Raw genomic sequence first — 17459 nt, forward strand, 5'->3', positions numbered from 1 at the left:
ATGAAAAAAATCGTATCTTGTTTGTTCGTGGCTGTGGCTGCACTGACACAACCCATGATGGCCCATGCTGACCTCACTTTCAATGCCAGTGTTATAAGTGAGTACCGTTATCGTGGTGTGTCCCAGACCCATTGGCAACCGGCTGTTCAGGCGGGCGCTGATTTCAGCAATGGTGGCCTTTATCTAGGAGCTTGGGCATCCACTATCCGCTGGATCAAGGATTCTGGTGGTGACGCTCCCTTAGAGTTTGACTTTTACGGAGGCTACAAGGGTGAACTTTCGTCCGGACTTGGCTACGACCTTGGCGTGCTACGTTACCAATATCCCTCTGCAGGCCTATCGATTAGCCCCAACAGCACTGAAGTCTATGGTGGAGTCAGCATGGGCGTGTTCAGCGCTAAGTATTTCCGCAGCACCACCAATCTGTTTGGTTTTGATAACAGCCGTGGGAGCGGCTATCTTGATCTGAGTGCCACGCTCGACTTGGGTGACGGCATGACACTCATGCCCCACATTGGCCGACAGATCGTGCGCAACAACGGCACATACTCCTACACTGACTATGCACTGACTTTGACCAAGGATGTTCACGGCGTATTGCTCAGTGCCACATGGCTGGGCACCGATAGCCATGCCTACACGGCACCCGATGGTAGGAACTTGGGCAAAGGCCGCCTTGTGGTGGGTACCAAGATCAATTTCTGATCGAAGAGGCATTCATGACATCCCAATCCATGGCTCCAACAAGCACCGATGCAGCCCCTGGCATCCTGCGGCCTGCACTCACCCTCTTTGCCATACTGTCGCTGGTGACAGGGTTGATCTACCCATTGGCCGTGACCGGCTTTGCGCAACTGCTGCTGCCACATGCGGCCAACGGCAGCCTGATCCAAGTGCGTGACCAAGTGGTTGGCTCTGCACTAATCGGGCAAAACTTCAGCGCCGCCCACTACTTTTGGGGGCGACCATCGGCCACTGCTCCTATGGCTTACAACGCAGCAGCGTCGGGCGGGTCTAATCTGGGGCCATCCAATCCCAACCTGACCGAGGTAGTCAAAGGCCGCATAGCCGCCTTGCGCGCTGCTGATCCGGGCAATAACCAGCCAGTTCCTGTTGATCTGGTCACGGCGTCGGCCAGTGGACTCGATCCAGATATCAGTGTGGCGGCTGCCGATTTTCAGGTAGCGCGGGTAGCGCGAGCGCGAGGCCTGCCACCAGCCCAAGTGCAAGCACTGGTGGCGCAGCACACGCAAGGCCCTTGGCTAGGGTTGCTGGGCGAATCCCGTGTCCGTGTGCTGCCCCTGAATCTGGCACTGGATGCTCAGGGCGCGCATTAAACAGCAATCATGGACAACTTTTGGGGTCTGCTATTGGGTTTGGGTACAGTCCTTTTGCCTGCGTTGTGGGCCGCATGGCTAGTACGACGCCAAGCACCGCCCAAGCATCTACAAGGGCATCATAAAAAGCCCTAATCCACAGGAGACCTCATGCTGATCAACTGCGTAGCCTACCACCAAGGAAAAAAACTGGCGGACATCTCTATCGAAGACATTTCCATCTGGGTGCAGAAACCCGAATGTTTTGTCTGGGTAGCCTTGCGTGACGCCACCCATGCCGAATTGCAACAGATGCAAGAAGAATTTGGACTGCATGAGCTAGCGGTGGAAGATGCACGCAATGGACACCAACGCCCCAAGATGGAAGAGTATGGTGGTATCGTTTTTATTGTGATGCAGTTGCTGGAAATCCAGCAAGAGCAAGAGCAGGTGCAAGTGGGAGAAGTCGCTATTTTTGTGGGTACCAACTTTGTCCTGTCCGTACGCAATAACAGCCAGCAGAATTTTCTGGGGGTGCGTGGACGCTGTGAACGGGAACCCCATTTATTACAACATGGCTCCAGCTTTGTCTGTTATGCACTGATGGATGCTGTAGTAGACCGCTATTTTCCGCTGCTCGACGCCATTGAGACCGAGTTGGACGATATTGAATCGCGAATTTTTGAGCGCAATGCGGGGCGCGGCAATATTGAGCGCTTGTACGCACTTAAACACCGTGCCACCACTATGCGTCATGCAGTTTCTCCGCTGCTCGAAGTTACCGGAAAACTGCATGGAGGTCGGGTGCCCGTGGTTTTCTCTGGAACACAAGAATATTTTCGCGATGTCCACGATCATCTGATGCGGATCAACTCAACTATTGACTCCATTCGTGAAACTATCGCTACGGCCATTCAGGTGAACCTATCTATGGTAACGATTGAAGAGTCTGAAACCACCAAAAAACTGGCAGCTTGGGCCGCTATCTTTGCCGTGTCTACAGCCTTGGCTGGTATTTGGGGTATGAATTTTGAGAATATGCCTGAATTAAAGTGGGAGTATGGCTACCCGGCGGCCTTGTTCATTATTTTCAGTGCTGCCAGTGTGCTGTATTGGCGCTTTCGGCGTATTGGTTGGTTATAACCGTGCCCGTCATGGAGAAACCGCGCCCAAACCCCGATGCCCTGCTGGCCCAGATGCAGCAGGAAGAGGGGCAAGCCCATCGGGGGCGTCTCAAAATCTTCTTTGGTGCCAATGCTGGAGTGGGCAAGACCTATGCCATGTTGGCAGCGGCCCATGCCGCCAGAGCCGAGGGGATACCCGTCATCATCGGTGTGGTGGAAACCCACGGTCGTTTAGACACCGAAGTCATGGCCGAGCATCTGCCCCGCCTGCCATTGCAACAGGTACCATACCGGGATCGGGTGCTGCAAGAATTTGATCTGGACGCTGCCCTAGCCTTTGGCGTTGGGCAGCCCCAAGCGCTGGTGCTGCTCGATGAGCTGGCCCACAGTAATGTGGCCGGTTCCCGGCACCCTAAACGTTGGCAGGACGCAGAGGAGCTGCTAGAAGCAGGCATTGACGTCTGGTCAACGATGAACGTGCAGCACCTAGAGAGCCTGAACGATATTGTCAGTGGTATCACCGGCATCAGGGTGTGGGAGACCGTGCCTGACCGTCTTTTTGACGCTGCCAATGAAGTGGTGGTGGTAGATCTGCCCCCTGATGAATTGCTGCAACGCCTCAAGGCGGGTAAAGTGTATTTACCGCAGCAGGCAGAGCAAGCAGCGGCTAACTTCTTTCGCAAAGGCAATTTGTTGGCCCTGCGTGAACTGGCATTGCGGCGCACTGCTGACAGGGTCGATGATGAGATGCGCACCTATCGCCGTGCCAGCTCAGTCAAGCCCGTGTGGCCCAACCGTGAGGCGCTGTTGGCCTGTGTCGGGCTAGGGCTTGAAGACGAAAAAGTGGTACGCACCTGCGCACGCATGGCCGCACAGTTAAACGTGCCTTGGCATGCCTTGCATGTCGAGTCGCTCGGACAGCACAAGGGCCTCGACAAAGAGCACGAGCAAGCACTGCGGGTGCTCAAATTGGCCCAAGAGTTGGGGGCCACTACAGCCACGGTCTCTCATGCCGATACTGCCACTGCTTTGGTGCGTTATGCCCGAGAACAAAACTTGGTGCGCTTGGTGTTGGGCCGCCGCAGCCACCGACGCTGGCCTTGGCATCGGCCCTTAGTAGATGCTGTGACACAACGGGCCGACGATCTGGATGTTTTGCAAGTCGCATTGCCACAGAGTACAGGCCGCGCCCAGCCTCCAGAGCAAAAACAGCGGATGCTAGAGGCCCCGATTACATGGTCAGGTTATGCGGCAGCCACTATGGCTTGTGTCATGGTGGCGTTGCTCATCAGCCCACTGCGCAATGTGCTCGAACTGAGCAATATTGTGATGCTGTTCCTGCTGGCCGTGGTGGGCGTTGGTTTGCGTTTTGGCCGGGGGCCTGCGGTACTGGCTGCCTTTCTGGGGGTATTGCTGTTTGATTTTTTCTTTGTGGCCCCGCGCTTCTCGTTTGCCGTCAGTGATGTGCAGTATCTCGTCACTTTTGGCGTGATGCTGGTAGTGGCGCTGGTGATAGGCCAACTCACGGCGGGCCTGAAAGTTCAGGCCGAGGCTGCCACCCAGCGTGAGCACCGAGTACGAAGTTTGTATGAGATGTCCCGCGACCTATCAGCGGCTCTCCTGTCAGAACAGGTGGCCGAGATTGGCGCTCGTTTTCTAGCCTCTGAGTTTCAAGCCCGCTCCACGCTGTTGGCCGCAGACGAACAAGATCGCCTAGAAGCCCTTCCGGGCGGCAATGCCACCGTAGATATGGGCGTGGCCCAGTGGGCATTTGATCGTGCCGAGGCCGCCGGTTTAGGAACCGATACCCTGCCTTCTACCAGTTGTTTGGTATTGCCGCTCAAAGCCCCGATGCGGGTGCGGGGGGTGTTGGCACTGGAGCCGGGCGACCCCCGGTTGCTGGGGCCTGAACAGCGGCGGCTGCTCGACACCTGCGCATCTCTGTTGGCTATTTCACTGGAGCGTATTCACTATATCGACATGGCACAAAAAAGCACGGTACAGATCGAGTCCGAACGCTTGCGCAACTCCCTTTTGTCGGCTATTTCCCATGACCTCAGAACACCTTTGGCCTCATTGGTTGGTCTGTCAGAGGCATTGCTCATGATGCCGCCCGCCTTGGAGCGGGCGCAGCGTGACATTGTGGACTCGATCAAAAACGCAGCCTTGCGCATGAGTGCGCTGGTCAACAATCTGCTGGATATGGCCAGACTGCAAGGGGGCAGCGTTCAACTCCACCGTGCTTGGCAGCCCTTAGACGAAGTGATTGGCAGCGCCCTGACCGCCTGTGCCGCCATGATGGCAGGGCGGCCTATTGAAATTCATCTGGCAGAAGATTTACCATTGCTGCACTTAGACTCCGTGCTGATGGAGCGGGTATGGGTCAACCTGCTAGAGAACATTGCCAAATATACCCCTGAGGGCAGCCCAGTCACACTAGATGCCAAGCTCAAGAGTGGCGAGGTAGTGATTGATATTGACGATAGTGGCCCAGGGCTACCCCCAGGAAAAGAAGAGCTGTTGTTTGATAAATTTGAACGCGGTCAGCGCGAAGCAACTACCCCTGGTGTAGGGTTAGGATTGGCGATTTGCCGCGCAATTATTGATGCCCACGGAGGGCATATTACCGCCCACAATCGGCAAGAAAATACTAAAATAGTAGGGGCCCGATTTACAATCGGGCTACCCTGTGGTAATCCGCCGCAAGATGATGGTACAAATACGCTATGAACCTGATTACGACCCACGTTCTTATCATAGAAGATGAAGTGGAAATACGGCGTTTCCTTCGCCTGACGTTGCAGGCAGAAGGGTATACCGTCCACGAAGCCAGCACCTTAGCGCGTGGTCTGATCGAAGCGGCCACACGCTGTCCTGATTTGTTAGTGGTCGATCTGGGGTTGCCCGATGGCGACGGCATCGATCTCATTAAAGAACTGCGTCAATGGTCTGCGGCACCGGTGATTATTCTGTCTGCCCGAAGCCACGAGGATGAAAAAATTCGTGCCCTAGATTTTGGGGCCGATGATTATCTTGTCAAGCCATTCAGTACGGGTGAACTGATGGCCAGAGTCCGTGCCCAATTGCGACGCGGCCAAAAGAACGCGATTGACGGCAGTTCAATGATCAGGTTTGGCAATATCACCATTGATTTGGCACGGCGCATAGTAAGCTGTTATGAAAAACCATTGCACCTAACCCCCATTGAATACAAACTTCTCACCCATCTAGCTTCTCAGCCCGATCGGGTGGTAACACACGGGCAGTTACTCAAATCTGTCTGGGGGCCGGGGCATACAGAAGACACCCATTATGTCCGTGTACACATGGGTAACTTAAGAAAGAAAATTGAAATAAACCCCTCTATGCCCCAACATTTGCTCACTGAGACGGGTGTAGGGTACCGTTTTGTTCCATAGCACCAAGGATGAATGGCGATACCCGTGGGCCTTGGGGTAGCCACCATAATGCTCTTTTCTTGCTGCAAAACGGTTGCCGCTCCCTTTTAGCCCGGCTTTTGCGCTTGTGGGCAGCGCACTTGCAATAGTTCGCGCTCGGCCAGCGTCCGGCCAAAACGCACTGCACTGAGGCAACCACCCCATACGCAGCCGGTATCCAGCGCCAGCACATCGGGCCGGTTGAGCCAGCCCAGCGTAGACCAATGCCCAAACGCCACTAGCTGGCCCTGCGTGCGCCGCCCCGGCACCTCAAACCAAGGCAGCAGACCCGCTGGGGTGGTGGTGGCGCTTTCGGTGCTGGCAAAGTCCATCGCCCCGGCAGGCGAGCAAAAGCGCAACCGCGTGAGCGCATTGACCACCACCCGCAACCGATCCATGCCTTGGAGCTGATAGCTCCAGTGGTCGGGAGCATTGCCGTACATCTGGCGCAAAAACAGCGGTAAATCGCGGCTGCACAATACCGCTTGCACCTCTTGGGCCAAAATCAGTGTTTGTGCTGTATCCCACTGTGGCAACACCCCGGCGTGTACCATGAGCATCGACTCGCCGCCATGCTCGAGCGTACGCGCCAGCGGTTGCTGGCGCAGCCAATCGAGCAGCGCCATGCGGTCAGGCGCTTGCAGCACCTGGGCCAATGTGTCGCGTGCTGATGGCTTGCGCGCTCCGTGGGCCACGGCCAGCAAGTGCAGGTCGTGGTTGCCCAGCAAGCTCAAGATAGCCCCATCAGCGGCCAAGCAGCGGCGCAGCACCTGCACCGAGGCCGGCCCCCGATTGACCAAATCTCCCAGCAGATAGACCGTATCTCGGCTAGGAGAAAAATCGATCTGCTCTAGCAGCCGTTGCAGCGCCTCGTCACAGCCCTGCACATCACCAATACAGTAAATGGCCATGATGTTGGCAGGGCACTTAGACGTTGATGGCGCTTTGCGAACCAGCCTGCTGGCGCAGCGCAAATTTTTGGATTTTGCCGGTGCTGGTTTTGGGAACTTCACCAAAAATCACATGGCGCGGCACCTTAAAACCGGCCAGATGCAGCTTGCAATGCGCCACGATGTCTTCTACCGTGGTTTGCGCGCCCAATTTCAGTTCGATAAAGGCGCAGGGCGTTTCACCCCATTTTGGGTCGGGCTTGGCTACCACAGCAGCGGCCAACACATCGGGGTGGCGATAGAGCACATCTTCTACCTCAATAGAGGAGATGTTCTCGCCGCCAGAAATGATGATGTCTTTGCTGCGGTCTTTAATTTTGATATAGCCATCAGGATACTGCACGGCCAAATCACCACTGTGGAACCAGCCGCCCCGGAAGGCTTCTTCGGTGGCCGCTGGGTTTTTGAGGTAGCCCTTCATGGCGATATTGCCCCGGAACATGATCTCACCCATCGTTTCGCCATCGTGGGGCACTTCTTCGAGGGTTTCGGGGTTGCGCACACTGGCACCGCGTTGCAAGTGGTAACGCACCCCTTGGCGGGCATTGAGTTGAGCGCGTTCGCCAATATCGAGTTCGCTCCAAGCATCGTGTTTGGCGCAAACTGTAGCTGGGCCATAAACTTCGGTCAGGCCATAAACGTGGGTCAGGTCAAAACCCATCTTTTCCATGCCTTCGATCATCGAGGCTGGTGGCGCAGCACCCGCCACCATCGTCTTGACGCCCGCAGGAACGCCTTCTTTCATCGCCGCAGGCGCATTGACCAGCAGACTCTGCACAATCGGGGCACCGCAGTAGTGCGTGACGCCGTAGTTGCGGATGGCATCAAAAATCGACTGGGCATCAACGCGGCGCAGGCAGACATTCACGCCCGCACGGGCAGCCAGCGTCCAAGGGAAACACCAGCCATTGCAGTGGAACATCGGCAGCGTCCACAAATAAACCGCGTGCTTGGGCATGTCCCATTCCAGCACATTGGAGATAGCATTCAAGGCCGCACCCCGGTGGTGGTAGACCACGCCCTTAGGGTTGCCAGTGGTGCCGCTGGTGTAGTTCAGGGCAATGGCGTCCCACTCATCGGCGGGCAAATCCCAAGCAAAGTTGGCATCGCCACGGGCCACAAACTCTTCGTATGTGCTGCTGCCCAAGCGCTGGGCTGCTGTGCCATACAGGGCATCTTCTACATCAATCAACAGCAGCGGTGTTTGGCTCTGGCGCAAGGGCAGCGCTTTGGCCACCACGGTGGCAAATTCTGGATCGACAATCAAGGCTTTGGCCTCGCCGTGGTCGAGCATAAAAGCGATGGCTTCAGGGTCAAGGCGGGTATTAAGTGTATTCAACACAGCCCCAGCCATTGGGATGCCAAAGTGGGCTTCTACCATGGGTGGGGTGTTGGGCAGCATCACGGCCACAGTGTCATTTTTACCAATGCCAGCCTGTTGCAGGGCACTGGCCAACTGACGGCAGCGCGTGTAAGTTTGGCCCCAGGTCTGGCGCAACTGTCCATGCACAATCGCCAGCCGCTCTGGATACACCTCGGCGGTGCGTTCGATAAAACCCAACGGCGACAGCGGGGCAAAGTTGGCTTGGTTGCGTGGCAGATCTTGCTCGTAGATGGATGTCATAAGAAAACAGTTCAGACAAAAAACGCCTGGCAGTGCCACGGCGACGGAGAGCGAACCAGTTTACGCCCGAACACTGGCAGGAAACTGTCAGTCTGTATCAGCCTGTATCGGGGCCACCCCGGCTTTGCACGGACAATAGGCCGGTGTCTATTCCCCAGTCTTTTCTCCAAGAGCTTCTCTCACGCGTCGATATCGTCGATGTCGTTGGGCGCTATGTGCAACTCAAAAAGGGGGGGGCCAACCTCATGGGGCTGTGCCCCTTTCATGGTGAGAAATCCCCCTCGTTCAGCGTCAGTCCGGCCAAGCAGTTCTACCATTGCTTTGGTTGCGGTAAAAACGGTAATTCCATCAGTTTTCTGATGGAGCACACCGGCATGGGTTTTGTCGAGGCAGTGCATGATCTGGCCCAACAAACCGGGCTGCAAGTGCCCGAAGACGACCTCTCGCCGCAGCAAAAAGAGCAAGCTGCCGCACAGCGGCAAAAGCAAGCCACCCTGACCGACGTGCTAGAGCACGCCGCCCAAGCCTACCGCCGCCTGTTGCGTGGTGCCCAGAGCCCGATTGCTTATTTGCGCGAGCGCGGCGTCTCAGGCGAGGTGGCCCGCGCCTATGGCGTCGGTTACGCCCCAGAGGGCTGGCGCAACCTGGCCAGCGTGTTTGCGCAATACGACGACCCCCTGCTCGAAGAAAGCGGGCTGGTCATTACCCACGCCGACGATGGCGGCAAGCGCTACGACCGCTTCCGCGACCGGGTGATGTTTCCGATCCGTAACGTGAAAGGCGAGTGCATCGGCTTTGGAGGCCGCGTCTTGGGTGATGACAAGCCCAAATACCTCAACTCCCCTGAAACCCCGGTATTCCACAAAGGCCGCGAGTTGTACGGCCTGTTCGAAGCCCGCACTGCCATCCGCGAGCAAGGTTATGTGCTGGTCACAGAAGGCTATATGGATGTACTGGCGCTGGCGCAACGCGGCTTTGCCAACACTGTAGCCACGCTGGGCACCGCCTGTACGCCAGAGCATGTAGCCAAGCTGTTTCGCTTTACCGATACCGTAGTGTTTAGCTTTGATGGCGATACTGCCGGGCAGCGGGCAGCGCACAAGGCGCTAGAAGGTGCCCTGCCCTATGCCACCGACACCCGCAGCATCAAGTTTTTGTTCCTGCCACCTGAGCACGACCCAGACAGCTTTATCCGCAGCCACGGCAGCGATGCCTTTGCCCGCTTGGTGGCCGGGGCGCAGCCCCTGAGCCAATTTTTGTGTACCGCAGCGGCGCAGCAGTGCGACCTGACCACCCCCGAAGGCCGCGCACGCATGAGCAGCCATGCCGCGCCTTTGTGGGCAGCCCTGCCTGAGGGGGCCTTTAAGCGCCAAATGCTGGGCGATCTGGCGGCACAGGCACAGCTTACCCCCGCCGAGTTGCTAGAAGACTGGCAAAACGCTAGTCACCGCGCTGCCGGACACAAACCACCACCGCCTCCCGGCCATACCGATGCGCTAGTGCAACGGCGCAAAGGCCCGGCACGCACCAGCGCGGCGAGGCCCACACAGACCAGAAGGTCGGTGCCGGTCAGCCGTGCTGACCACGCCATCCGCCTATTGTTGGCGCACATGGCTTTTTTTGATGAACTCTCGCACGAGCACCTTGCCGCCCTGCACGCCTTGGGGCCACCGTACAGCCCCTTGCTGGCTTGGCTAGAAGAGCAGTTCCACGAACATGGCCCGCAAACTTGGGCCGTGCTGCACCAGCGGCTGCAAGACCACGAAGGCCAAGCCTTGGCCGAACAGTTAATGAGCGGCACCCACGCCCAAGCCGAAGGCGATGTGGGCGAATGGCGTCATGAGCTGCACGACCTGCTCAACCGGCTGTTGGTGGAGCAACTGGGCCAACAAGCCACCCAAGCCTTGGCTGCAGCCATGAGCGATCCGGCCCAATTGCAACACTACCGGACGCTAGATGCCCGACGCCGTGATTTATTGGAAAAATTAAACCGCGCTGGCACTTGAATCCAGCCCCGAAGGTACAATATAGGGTTTTCGGCAAGAGCGACAGCAGCACCTCCGGGTTGGGCCACCGTGACACACACGCACAACCGCCCCTGGCACCGCAAGGACTGCACACCAAATGTTCGCCCACACATCTTGCCTCCGGGGCTTTGCCCCTTCTGTAAAAACCCATCTGGGCCGCCTTGCCGTGTCGGTGTTTTGCGCACCCCACCGATGTATTTTGGCCAGCGCCCCCCGAGAAAGCCACCACCGTGACCAAGCCTGCCGCTCCCGCCTCCGCCCCGGAAGAAAACATCGTCACTACTAAAAAGACCATCCAGCTCAAGCCCCTGTCGGCAGCGCTGGAACCTGATGCCCCTGTGGTCATCATCAAAAAGAAAAAGACGATCCAGCTCAAGCCCTTGTCCGCTGCGCTAGAGCCTGCGCCAGTGGCGGTAGCACCCGCAGCCAAGCCAGCAGCACCCGTGGTGGTGGTCAAGCCTGTCACGGTCGTGGTCAAAACCGTCAAAACGGTGGCTACCAAAGTCGAGCCTAAAGCGGTGCTGATTGCCACCGCCGCCGAAGCGGAAGAGGCTGTGAAGAAGCGCCCCGGCCGCCCAGCCAAATCGGCCACCGCCGACCCCGCCAAACCCCCAGCCAAGCGCGGTCGCAAGCCCAAGGCCAACCCCGATGCCGACCCCGCCGATGATGCCGATCTGTCCGACATCGAAGCCGATTTGGAAGGTGAAGGCGAAGTAGAGGCCGAAGCAGGCACCGAGACCGAAGCCACCCCCAGCGCAGAAAAGGTCAAACCCCTGCGCATGAAAATCAGCAAGGCCAAAGAGCGCGCCTTGATGAAAGAATTTGGTCTGGACGAAACCGTTCTGTCCGAAGAAGACCTAGCCAAGCGCCGCTCGCGCCTCAAAACGCTGATCAAGCTGGGCAAAACCCGTGGCTACCTGACCCACGCCGAAATCTCCGACCACTTGCCCGACAAGCTGATCGACCAAGAAACGCTCGACGTCGTGATCTCCATGCTCAACGACTTGGGCGTGGCGGTGTACGAACAAACCCCCGATGCCGAAACCCTGCTGGTGACCAACACCGCGCAGACCGCCGCCACCGAAGAAGAAGCCGAAGAAGCCGCCGAAGCAGCGCTCTCCACTGTGGACAGCGAATTTGGCCGCACCACCGACCCCGTGCGTATGTACATGCGCGAAATGGGCACGGTAGAGCTGCTAACGCGCGAAGGCGAAATCGAAATTGCCAAGCGCATCGAAGGCGGCTTGCAAGCCATGATGGAAGCCATCAGCGCCTCGCCCGCCACCATTGCCGAAATTTTGAGCATGGGCGAAGAAATCCGCGAAGGCAAGGTGGTGATCTCTAGCATCGTCGATGGCTTTTCTAACCCCAACGAGGCCGACGACTATGTGGCCGAAGAAGACTTTGACGAGTTTGACGAAGCCGACGATGACGACGGCAAGGGCGGCTCCAAAGCCCTGACCAAAAAGCTCGAAGAGCTGAAAAAGCAAGCCCTAGAGCGCTTTGACAAGCTGCGCGAGCTGTTTGACCAAATCCACAGCATTTACAACAAAGAAGGCTACGGCACCCTAGCCTACATGAAGGTGCAGCAAGCCCTGTCTGCCGAGCTGATGAGCATCCGCTTTACCGCCAAAACCATCGAAAAGCTGTGCGACATGGTGCGCGCCCAAGTCGATGATGTGCGCAAAAAAGAGCGTGAACTGCGCCGCATCATTGTGGACAAATGCCGCATGCCACAAGAAACTTTTATCAAAGAGTTTCCGGCCAACTTGATTAATCTGCAATGGGTAGAAAAACAAGCCACGGCAGGCAAGCCTTGGAGCGCGACGATGGCGCGCAACATTCCACCCATCCAAGATTTGCAGCAAAAGCTGATGGACTTGCAAACCCGCGTTGTGGTGCCGCTGGCTGAACTCAAGGGCATCAACAAGCGCATGAACGAGGGTGAAGCCACCTCGCGCAATGCCAAAAAAGAAATGATCGAGGCCAATTTGCGCCTGGTGATTTCTATTGCCAAAAAATACACCAACCGGGGTTTGCAATTCTTGGATCTGATCCAAGAAGGCAATATCGGCCTGATGAAGGCGGTGGACAAGTTTGAATATCGCCGGGGCTATAAATTCTCCACCTACGCTACGTGGTGGATTCGCCAAGCGATTACGCGCTCGATTGCCGATCAGGCACGCACCATCCGGATTCCGGTGCATATGATCGAAACGATCAACAAGATGAACCGCATCTCGCGCCAACATTTGCAGGAATTTGGCTTTGAGCCAGATGCCAGCGTACTGGCCGAGAAAATGGAGATTCCGGAAGACAAAATCCGCAAGATCATGAAGATCGCCAAAGAGCCAATCTCGATGGAAACCCCGATTGGTGATGATGACGACAGCCACTTGGGCGACTTTATTGAAGACGGTGCCAATACCGCCCCGATTGATGCAGCCATGCAGGCCGGTTTGCGCGATGTGGTCAAAGATATTCTGGATGGCCTGACGCCCCGCGAAGCCAAAGTGCTACGGATGCGTTTTGGCATTGAAATGTCCACCGACCACACCTTGGAAGAAGTGGGCAAGCAATTTGACGTGACCCGCGAGCGCATCCGCCAAATAGAAGCCAAGGCGCTGCGCAAACTCAAGCACCCCAGCCGCTCGGATAAGCTGCGCAGCTTTATTGATTCGCTGTAAACACGACCCGGTATTTCAAGCAAAAGCCCGTCCCCATTTTGTGGGGGCGGGCTTTTTTATAACGTATCGAGTGGGCTTAAAATACCAGGCCCACCTTTGTTCAAGACATGGGTATAAATCATGGTCGTGCTCACATCGGCATGGCCGAGCAATTCTTGCACCGTGCGAATATCGTAGCCCGCCTGCAATAAATGCGTGGCAAACGAATGGCGCAATACATGGGGTGAGACTGGTTTATCAATGCACGCCAGCCGTGCCGCTTCACGCACTGCGCGCTGTACCGATTCGGGGTACGTGACGGCCAGCGCATGGGGCAAATAAACGCGGCCTAAACCTGCGGCCAAATCCTTTTCGTGCAGCACCCGCGCTTTTTCTAATTGCGCCCGCAGGGGTGCCAACAAATTTTAAGGCAGCACCGTGACCCGGTCTTTGTTGCCCTTGCCCTCGCGCACCACGATTTCGCGCTGGGAAAACTCTATATCCTTCACGCGCAGGCGCAGTTCGCGCACCTCAGAGGGCGTGAGCACCACTGGCAAACGCTGGGGGCGCTTGGCCTGCACCACCTCATCGAGCCAAGGCAGGTCGACACCGAGCACTTGCTTGTACAGATATAAAAGTGCCGCCTTAGCTTGGTTTTGCGTGGAGGCTGATACCTGCCGCTCCACGGCCAGATAGCTCAAGAAAGCCTCTACCTCGGAGGCTCCCATCTCCTGTGGATGCCGTTTTTTATGAAACAAGATGAAACGCCGCGCCCAATCTACGTAGGCTTGCTCGGTGCGGATGCTGTAATGCTGCGTGCGCAGGTGAATACGCATACGCTCCAGCAGTTTTGGCTGGCGCGGGGCATCGGTGTTGGGGATGTAGGGCGAGACTGGCATCCGCAAAAATTTAGGTTTGCCTAAACGCTTGGCTGTTGGCGTTTCCCTATGGATAGGATAGGATGATGCCATCATATCCGACTGCTGGCCAGCGTAGCTCAGTCGTCTAATCTTAGTTAGATATTTAAACGAGGATTTATGCCTCATAGCATGACACAAAAAGTTAATACTTATGCTCTAAGGGCTTTCAGAGATACTGCTGATAAAGATTACATACATGCTCGGATGGATTATAAAGCGGCTTTATATCCTCAATTTCTTTGGTCGTCACTTCATGCGTTGGAAAAATATGCAAAATGTATATTAATATTAACTCGTGTTCCAAAACCTCAAAAGCGCGCAGAGTATATAAACCATGAGGTTAATAAGGCAATAGCATTACTTCATGATCGAGTTGATATTATTCTGTCAGAACAGACTAGAAATTTTATTTGTCGCCTAGAAAATGGAGCCGAGGACAGATATTTAGGGGTTTCTTGGGTTGCGCAAGAGGTGGAATTAGCAGTTCTTGATAGAGCTGTTTGGGAACTACGCCGTTACTGCAACTCTAGTCTATACATATATTCAGATAATGATTTTTTAGAAGTAAAGCCAAATGCTTATGATGTTCTTAAATTAATTGATAAACCCATCCATCAAAACACCCATATTTCTGGGGGATTTATTGAGGAAACTTTAAAAAACAAAGAATCTTCTGCAAGACCAGAATTGGTTTGGTCTAATCTCTACTACACTAATTCTAATAGAAAATCAGTAAAAATGAAGAATTACCCATTAATGTTTGAAAATTCTCCTTTTTGTCTGTATCCAGAAATTATTGATGAAGTTGCAAAATATAGTTTTGTACCACCAAAGGTACGCAATACTTACAAAAATAAGTAAGCATGCGCAACCGTCGTGGAAGCATCTACACTGGAGAGGTACCCAAAAAAATTCCACATCAGTTCAGAGTGCTTACCTAGGTAGTTATCTAACTGGTCGCTCAAGCAGACAGCTTCCAGCTGCCGCTTACCTTATTTCGTTAGGCTCTCCTAGGAAAATATGGACTCCGTTGACACACTGAAAGAGAAAATCGACGTGCGCGCACTCGAATTGAAAGTTCCACCGCTCCTGCTTACAGCCGTATTCCTTGCGGCGATCGTAGCTGTCGTATTCGTTTTTCCAGCTTTAGTGTTTCCCATTCCCTATAGCAGATACATGTCTGCTGGTTTGATGCTCGCCGGAGTTTCCATGTTGCTTGGGGCCGCCCTGCAATTCCGACTTCATCACACGACGCTCGATCCAAGGAACCCAGCCAAAGCAAGCAAGTTTGTTGCGAGGGGTTTATTCCGAATCAGTCGAAATCCGATGTATTTTGGCATGGCGCTTGTACTAGCTTCGGTAACCACGTGGACATGCAATGCCTTGGGTTTCCTACTTGTCGCATTGTTCTGCTTGTACTTAACTGAATTTCAGATCAAACCCGAGGAAGCCACATTAGAGGCGTTGTTCGGAGTGGACTATCGTGCATACAAATCTTCGGTTCGTCGCTGGATTTGAAACTGGTTTTCTATGTGGGTGAGCTTTGTGCAACAGACACTTTTTTCCTATTGGCTTTTTGGAATTTCAGTCGCAGCTCTCTCTGGCTGTTCGACATTACCAAATGCTGCACAGCTACAGTATGAAGAATCGAAAGTCGCTATTGCACATAAGATCGGCAGCACCCCTATCGTCGTGTTTCAGTCTGGTCTTGGCGACGGGATGTCGGTATGGTCAGCGGTTCTTCAACGCCTTCCATCTGCCGTTGGCACCTTTGCCTATGATCGCCCGGGGTATGGTGGTAGCTCCAGCAAACACAATAGGCGCGATCCCTGCTCAGTTGCTCGCGAACTTCATGAAATGCTACGCATCGCAGACATACATCCGCCCTATGTCTTGGTTGGACATTCGTTGGGAGGTCTTTACCAATATGCCTACGCAAAACTTTATCCGAGTGAGGTGAGTGGAATACTACTTCTCGATGCAACACATCCAGAACATTGGGCCACCATGCAACGTCGAGTCCCCAACTCAGCAGCAATGGTGCGTGGATTGCGAGCGATCGCGTTCTCTGACACCGAAAGGCGAGAATTTGATGCCCAATCCGAATGCATCGCTGACCTACGGGGAAAAGACACGCCGCCAGTCACCGCTCGGCTGTTGTTGCGCGGCAATGCCGAACCTACGGAATCAGCAGAGTTCCAATCAATGTCAAGAGAGCTTGCTTCACGCTGGCCGGAGCTTTTGTCTGGCATGACCATTTCTACAGTGGATGGAACTGGCCACTATATCCAGAAGGGCAGGCCTGAAGTAGTTGCCAGAGAAATAGGCATACTGGTGTCAACCGTACAAGCTAAGCAGCCATGATGCCTAACTCGGTTCAACGCGGATGCCAACACTGACCATATCTTCGGAATTTTTATAGCCAGTATTGGTAATCACAAAATGAAACTCTGGAAGAAAATACTCATTGGTGCATTCGCACTAACTTCTATATTTATTGGCGGTTTATATCTATTTATTCAGTCACTACCTGACATGTGTAACAATGTAGTTTTGGCTCAATATTTATCTCCAAATAACAAATTAAAAGCTGTCACCTTTCAGCGTGACTGTGGAGCTACCACAAGCTTTTCAACCCAAGTGTCGATTCTTTCAAGTACTGATACACTTGAAAATGAAAGTGGCAACATATTCATTGCCGACACAAATCATGATGCTGCACCAATAGGTCAAGGTGGCGGCCCTGAAGTTCAGATTAATTGGCTATCAGATTCACACCTTCAAATTCAAAAACATAATCTTGCGCGCATTTTCCGAGCCGAAACAAAATATGAAGGCATCAAGATTGAATATATTCATTTCTAACTGCCATTTTACTAACCCATTGCTCAAGCGGACAGCTTCCAGTTGCCGCCTACCTTGTTTCGTTATGTTCTTGATCATATAAAAATCCAATGAAAATTTCTCGAATTGACTATATCGTACTCACCGTAAAAAGTATCGACGTGACGACGGAATTTTACGAACGTGCTTTAGGCATGGAGGTAGTTACCTTTGGCGAAGGGCGAAAAGCCCTGTCGTTCGGAGAGCAAAAGTTCAACCTACATGAAGCAGGTAAAGAATTTGAGCCAAAAGCAAACAAGCCGACACCGGGCTCAATTGATATATGCCTCATTACTGAAACCGCAATCAATGAAGTCATTGATGAGCTTCGCCTCGCAGGCGTTAGTTTGATTGAAGGCCCAGTAAGGCGAACAGGCGCTAGCGGTCCAATCATGTCCATCTACTTCCGTGATCCAGACCTCAATCTCATTGAAGTTTCGAACTACATCCAAGCAACGCAATAGAAATATTGTAAAAAATCGTCCGACATATTTTTGTTGTCGCTATCTGCT

At 54.3% G+C, this 17459-nt stretch carries 14 protein-coding genes and 1 pseudogene; 12 read left to right on the top strand and 3 right to left on the bottom strand.

What is annotated here, in order from left to right; genetic code table 11:
* The 5 genes from BMX55_RS11940 to BMX55_RS11960 all read left to right on the top strand — a co-directional run bounded on the left by BMX55_RS11940 (window position 1) and on the right by BMX55_RS11960 (window position 5859).
* Window positions 1-705 (top strand): TorF family putative porin, encoded by a 705-nt coding sequence (locus BMX55_RS11940; RefSeq protein ID WP_091458027.1) that lies wholly within the window; start codon window positions 1-3, stop codon window positions 703-705.
* 14 nt (window positions 706-719) lie between these two features.
* Window positions 720-1337 (top strand): potassium-transporting ATPase subunit KdpC, encoded by a 618-nt coding sequence (gene kdpC, locus BMX55_RS11945; protein ID WP_091458028.1) that lies wholly within the window; start codon window positions 720-722, stop codon window positions 1335-1337.
* A 150-nt stretch (window positions 1338-1487) separates the two neighbouring features.
* On the top strand, window positions 1488-2459 hold the full coding sequence (gene corA / locus BMX55_RS11950) for a magnesium/cobalt transporter CorA (protein ID WP_091458030.1): 972 nt from the start codon (window positions 1488-1490) through the stop codon (window positions 2457-2459).
* A gap of 11 nt (window positions 2460-2470) precedes the next feature.
* Entirely contained in the window at window positions 2471-5170 is a 2700-nt protein-coding gene (locus BMX55_RS11955) for a DUF4118 domain-containing protein (RefSeq protein ID WP_091458031.1), read from the top strand.
* Window positions 5167-5859, top strand: coding sequence for a response regulator (locus tag BMX55_RS11960; protein ID WP_091458032.1), 693 nt, complete (start codon window positions 5167-5169; stop codon window positions 5857-5859). Before BMX55_RS11955 ends, BMX55_RS11960 begins: the two co-directional genes overlap by 4 nt.
* 86 nt (window positions 5860-5945) lie before the next feature.
* On the opposite strand, the gene BMX55_RS11965 is transcribed toward BMX55_RS11960, so the two are convergent.
* Together BMX55_RS11965 and BMX55_RS11970 are read right to left on the bottom strand one after the other, a co-directional pair.
* Window positions 5946-6788, bottom strand: a complete 843-nt coding sequence (locus tag BMX55_RS11965) for a symmetrical bis(5'-nucleosyl)-tetraphosphatase (RefSeq protein WP_091458033.1) — start codon at window positions 6786-6788, stop codon at window positions 5946-5948.
* Window positions 6789-6804: 16 nt separating this feature from the next.
* Window positions 6805-8451 carry an acyl-CoA synthetase gene (locus BMX55_RS11970; RefSeq protein WP_091458034.1) on the bottom strand — a complete coding sequence of 549 codons (1647 nt, stop codon included), beginning with the start codon at window positions 8449-8451 and terminating at the stop codon, window positions 6805-6807.
* A gap of 143 nt (window positions 8452-8594) precedes the next feature.
* On the opposite strand from BMX55_RS11970, the gene dnaG reads away from it, so the two are divergent.
* The gene (dnaG, locus tag BMX55_RS11975; protein ID WP_091458036.1) at window positions 8595-10457 is read left to right on the top strand and encodes a DNA primase; all 1863 of its coding nucleotides are present in this window, start codon (window positions 8595-8597) and stop codon (window positions 10455-10457) included.
* Between the two features lie 251 nt (window positions 10458-10708).
* Window positions 10709-13165: an RNA polymerase sigma factor RpoD gene (gene rpoD / locus BMX55_RS11980; protein WP_425432069.1), complete on the top strand. Its 2457-nt coding sequence runs from the start codon at window positions 10709-10711 to the stop codon at window positions 13163-13165.
* A gap of 56 nt (window positions 13166-13221) precedes the next feature.
* Here rpoD and BMX55_RS11985 read toward each other — a convergent pair.
* Window positions 13222-14043 (bottom strand): annotated as a pseudogene (locus tag BMX55_RS11985) (phage integrase N-terminal SAM-like domain-containing protein).
* A 138-nt stretch (window positions 14044-14181) separates the two neighbouring features.
* On the opposite strand from BMX55_RS11985, the gene BMX55_RS16255 reads away from it, so the two are divergent.
* The 5 genes from BMX55_RS16255 to BMX55_RS12000 all read left to right on the top strand — a co-directional run bounded on the left by BMX55_RS16255 (window position 14182) and on the right by BMX55_RS12000 (window position 17411).
* Entirely contained in the window at window positions 14182-14925 is a 744-nt protein-coding gene (locus BMX55_RS16255; protein WP_177172891.1) for a hypothetical protein, read from the top strand.
* Window positions 14926-15084: 159 nt separating this feature from the next.
* Complete coding sequence (locus BMX55_RS11990) at window positions 15085-15582, top strand: methyltransferase family protein (protein WP_091458040.1); 498 nt, start codon at window positions 15085-15087, stop codon at window positions 15580-15582.
* A gap of 12 nt (window positions 15583-15594) precedes the next feature.
* Window positions 15595-16428 (top strand): alpha/beta fold hydrolase, encoded by an 834-nt coding sequence (locus tag BMX55_RS11995; protein WP_091458042.1) that lies wholly within the window; start codon window positions 15595-15597, stop codon window positions 16426-16428.
* Between the two features lie 78 nt (window positions 16429-16506).
* On the top strand, window positions 16507-16929 hold the full coding sequence (locus BMX55_RS16260) for a DUF5412 family protein (protein WP_143059668.1): 423 nt from the start codon (window positions 16507-16509) through the stop codon (window positions 16927-16929).
* Window positions 16930-17018: 89 nt separating this feature from the next.
* Entirely contained in the window at window positions 17019-17411 is a 393-nt protein-coding gene (locus BMX55_RS12000) for a VOC family protein (protein ID WP_091458044.1), read from the top strand.
* The last annotated feature ends 48 nt before the right edge of the window (window positions 17412-17459 follow it).

It is taken from the genome of Giesbergeria anulus (genome assembly GCF_900111115.1).
GTDB classification, from domain to species: Bacteria; Pseudomonadota; Gammaproteobacteria; order Burkholderiales; family Burkholderiaceae_C; genus Simplicispira; species Simplicispira anulus.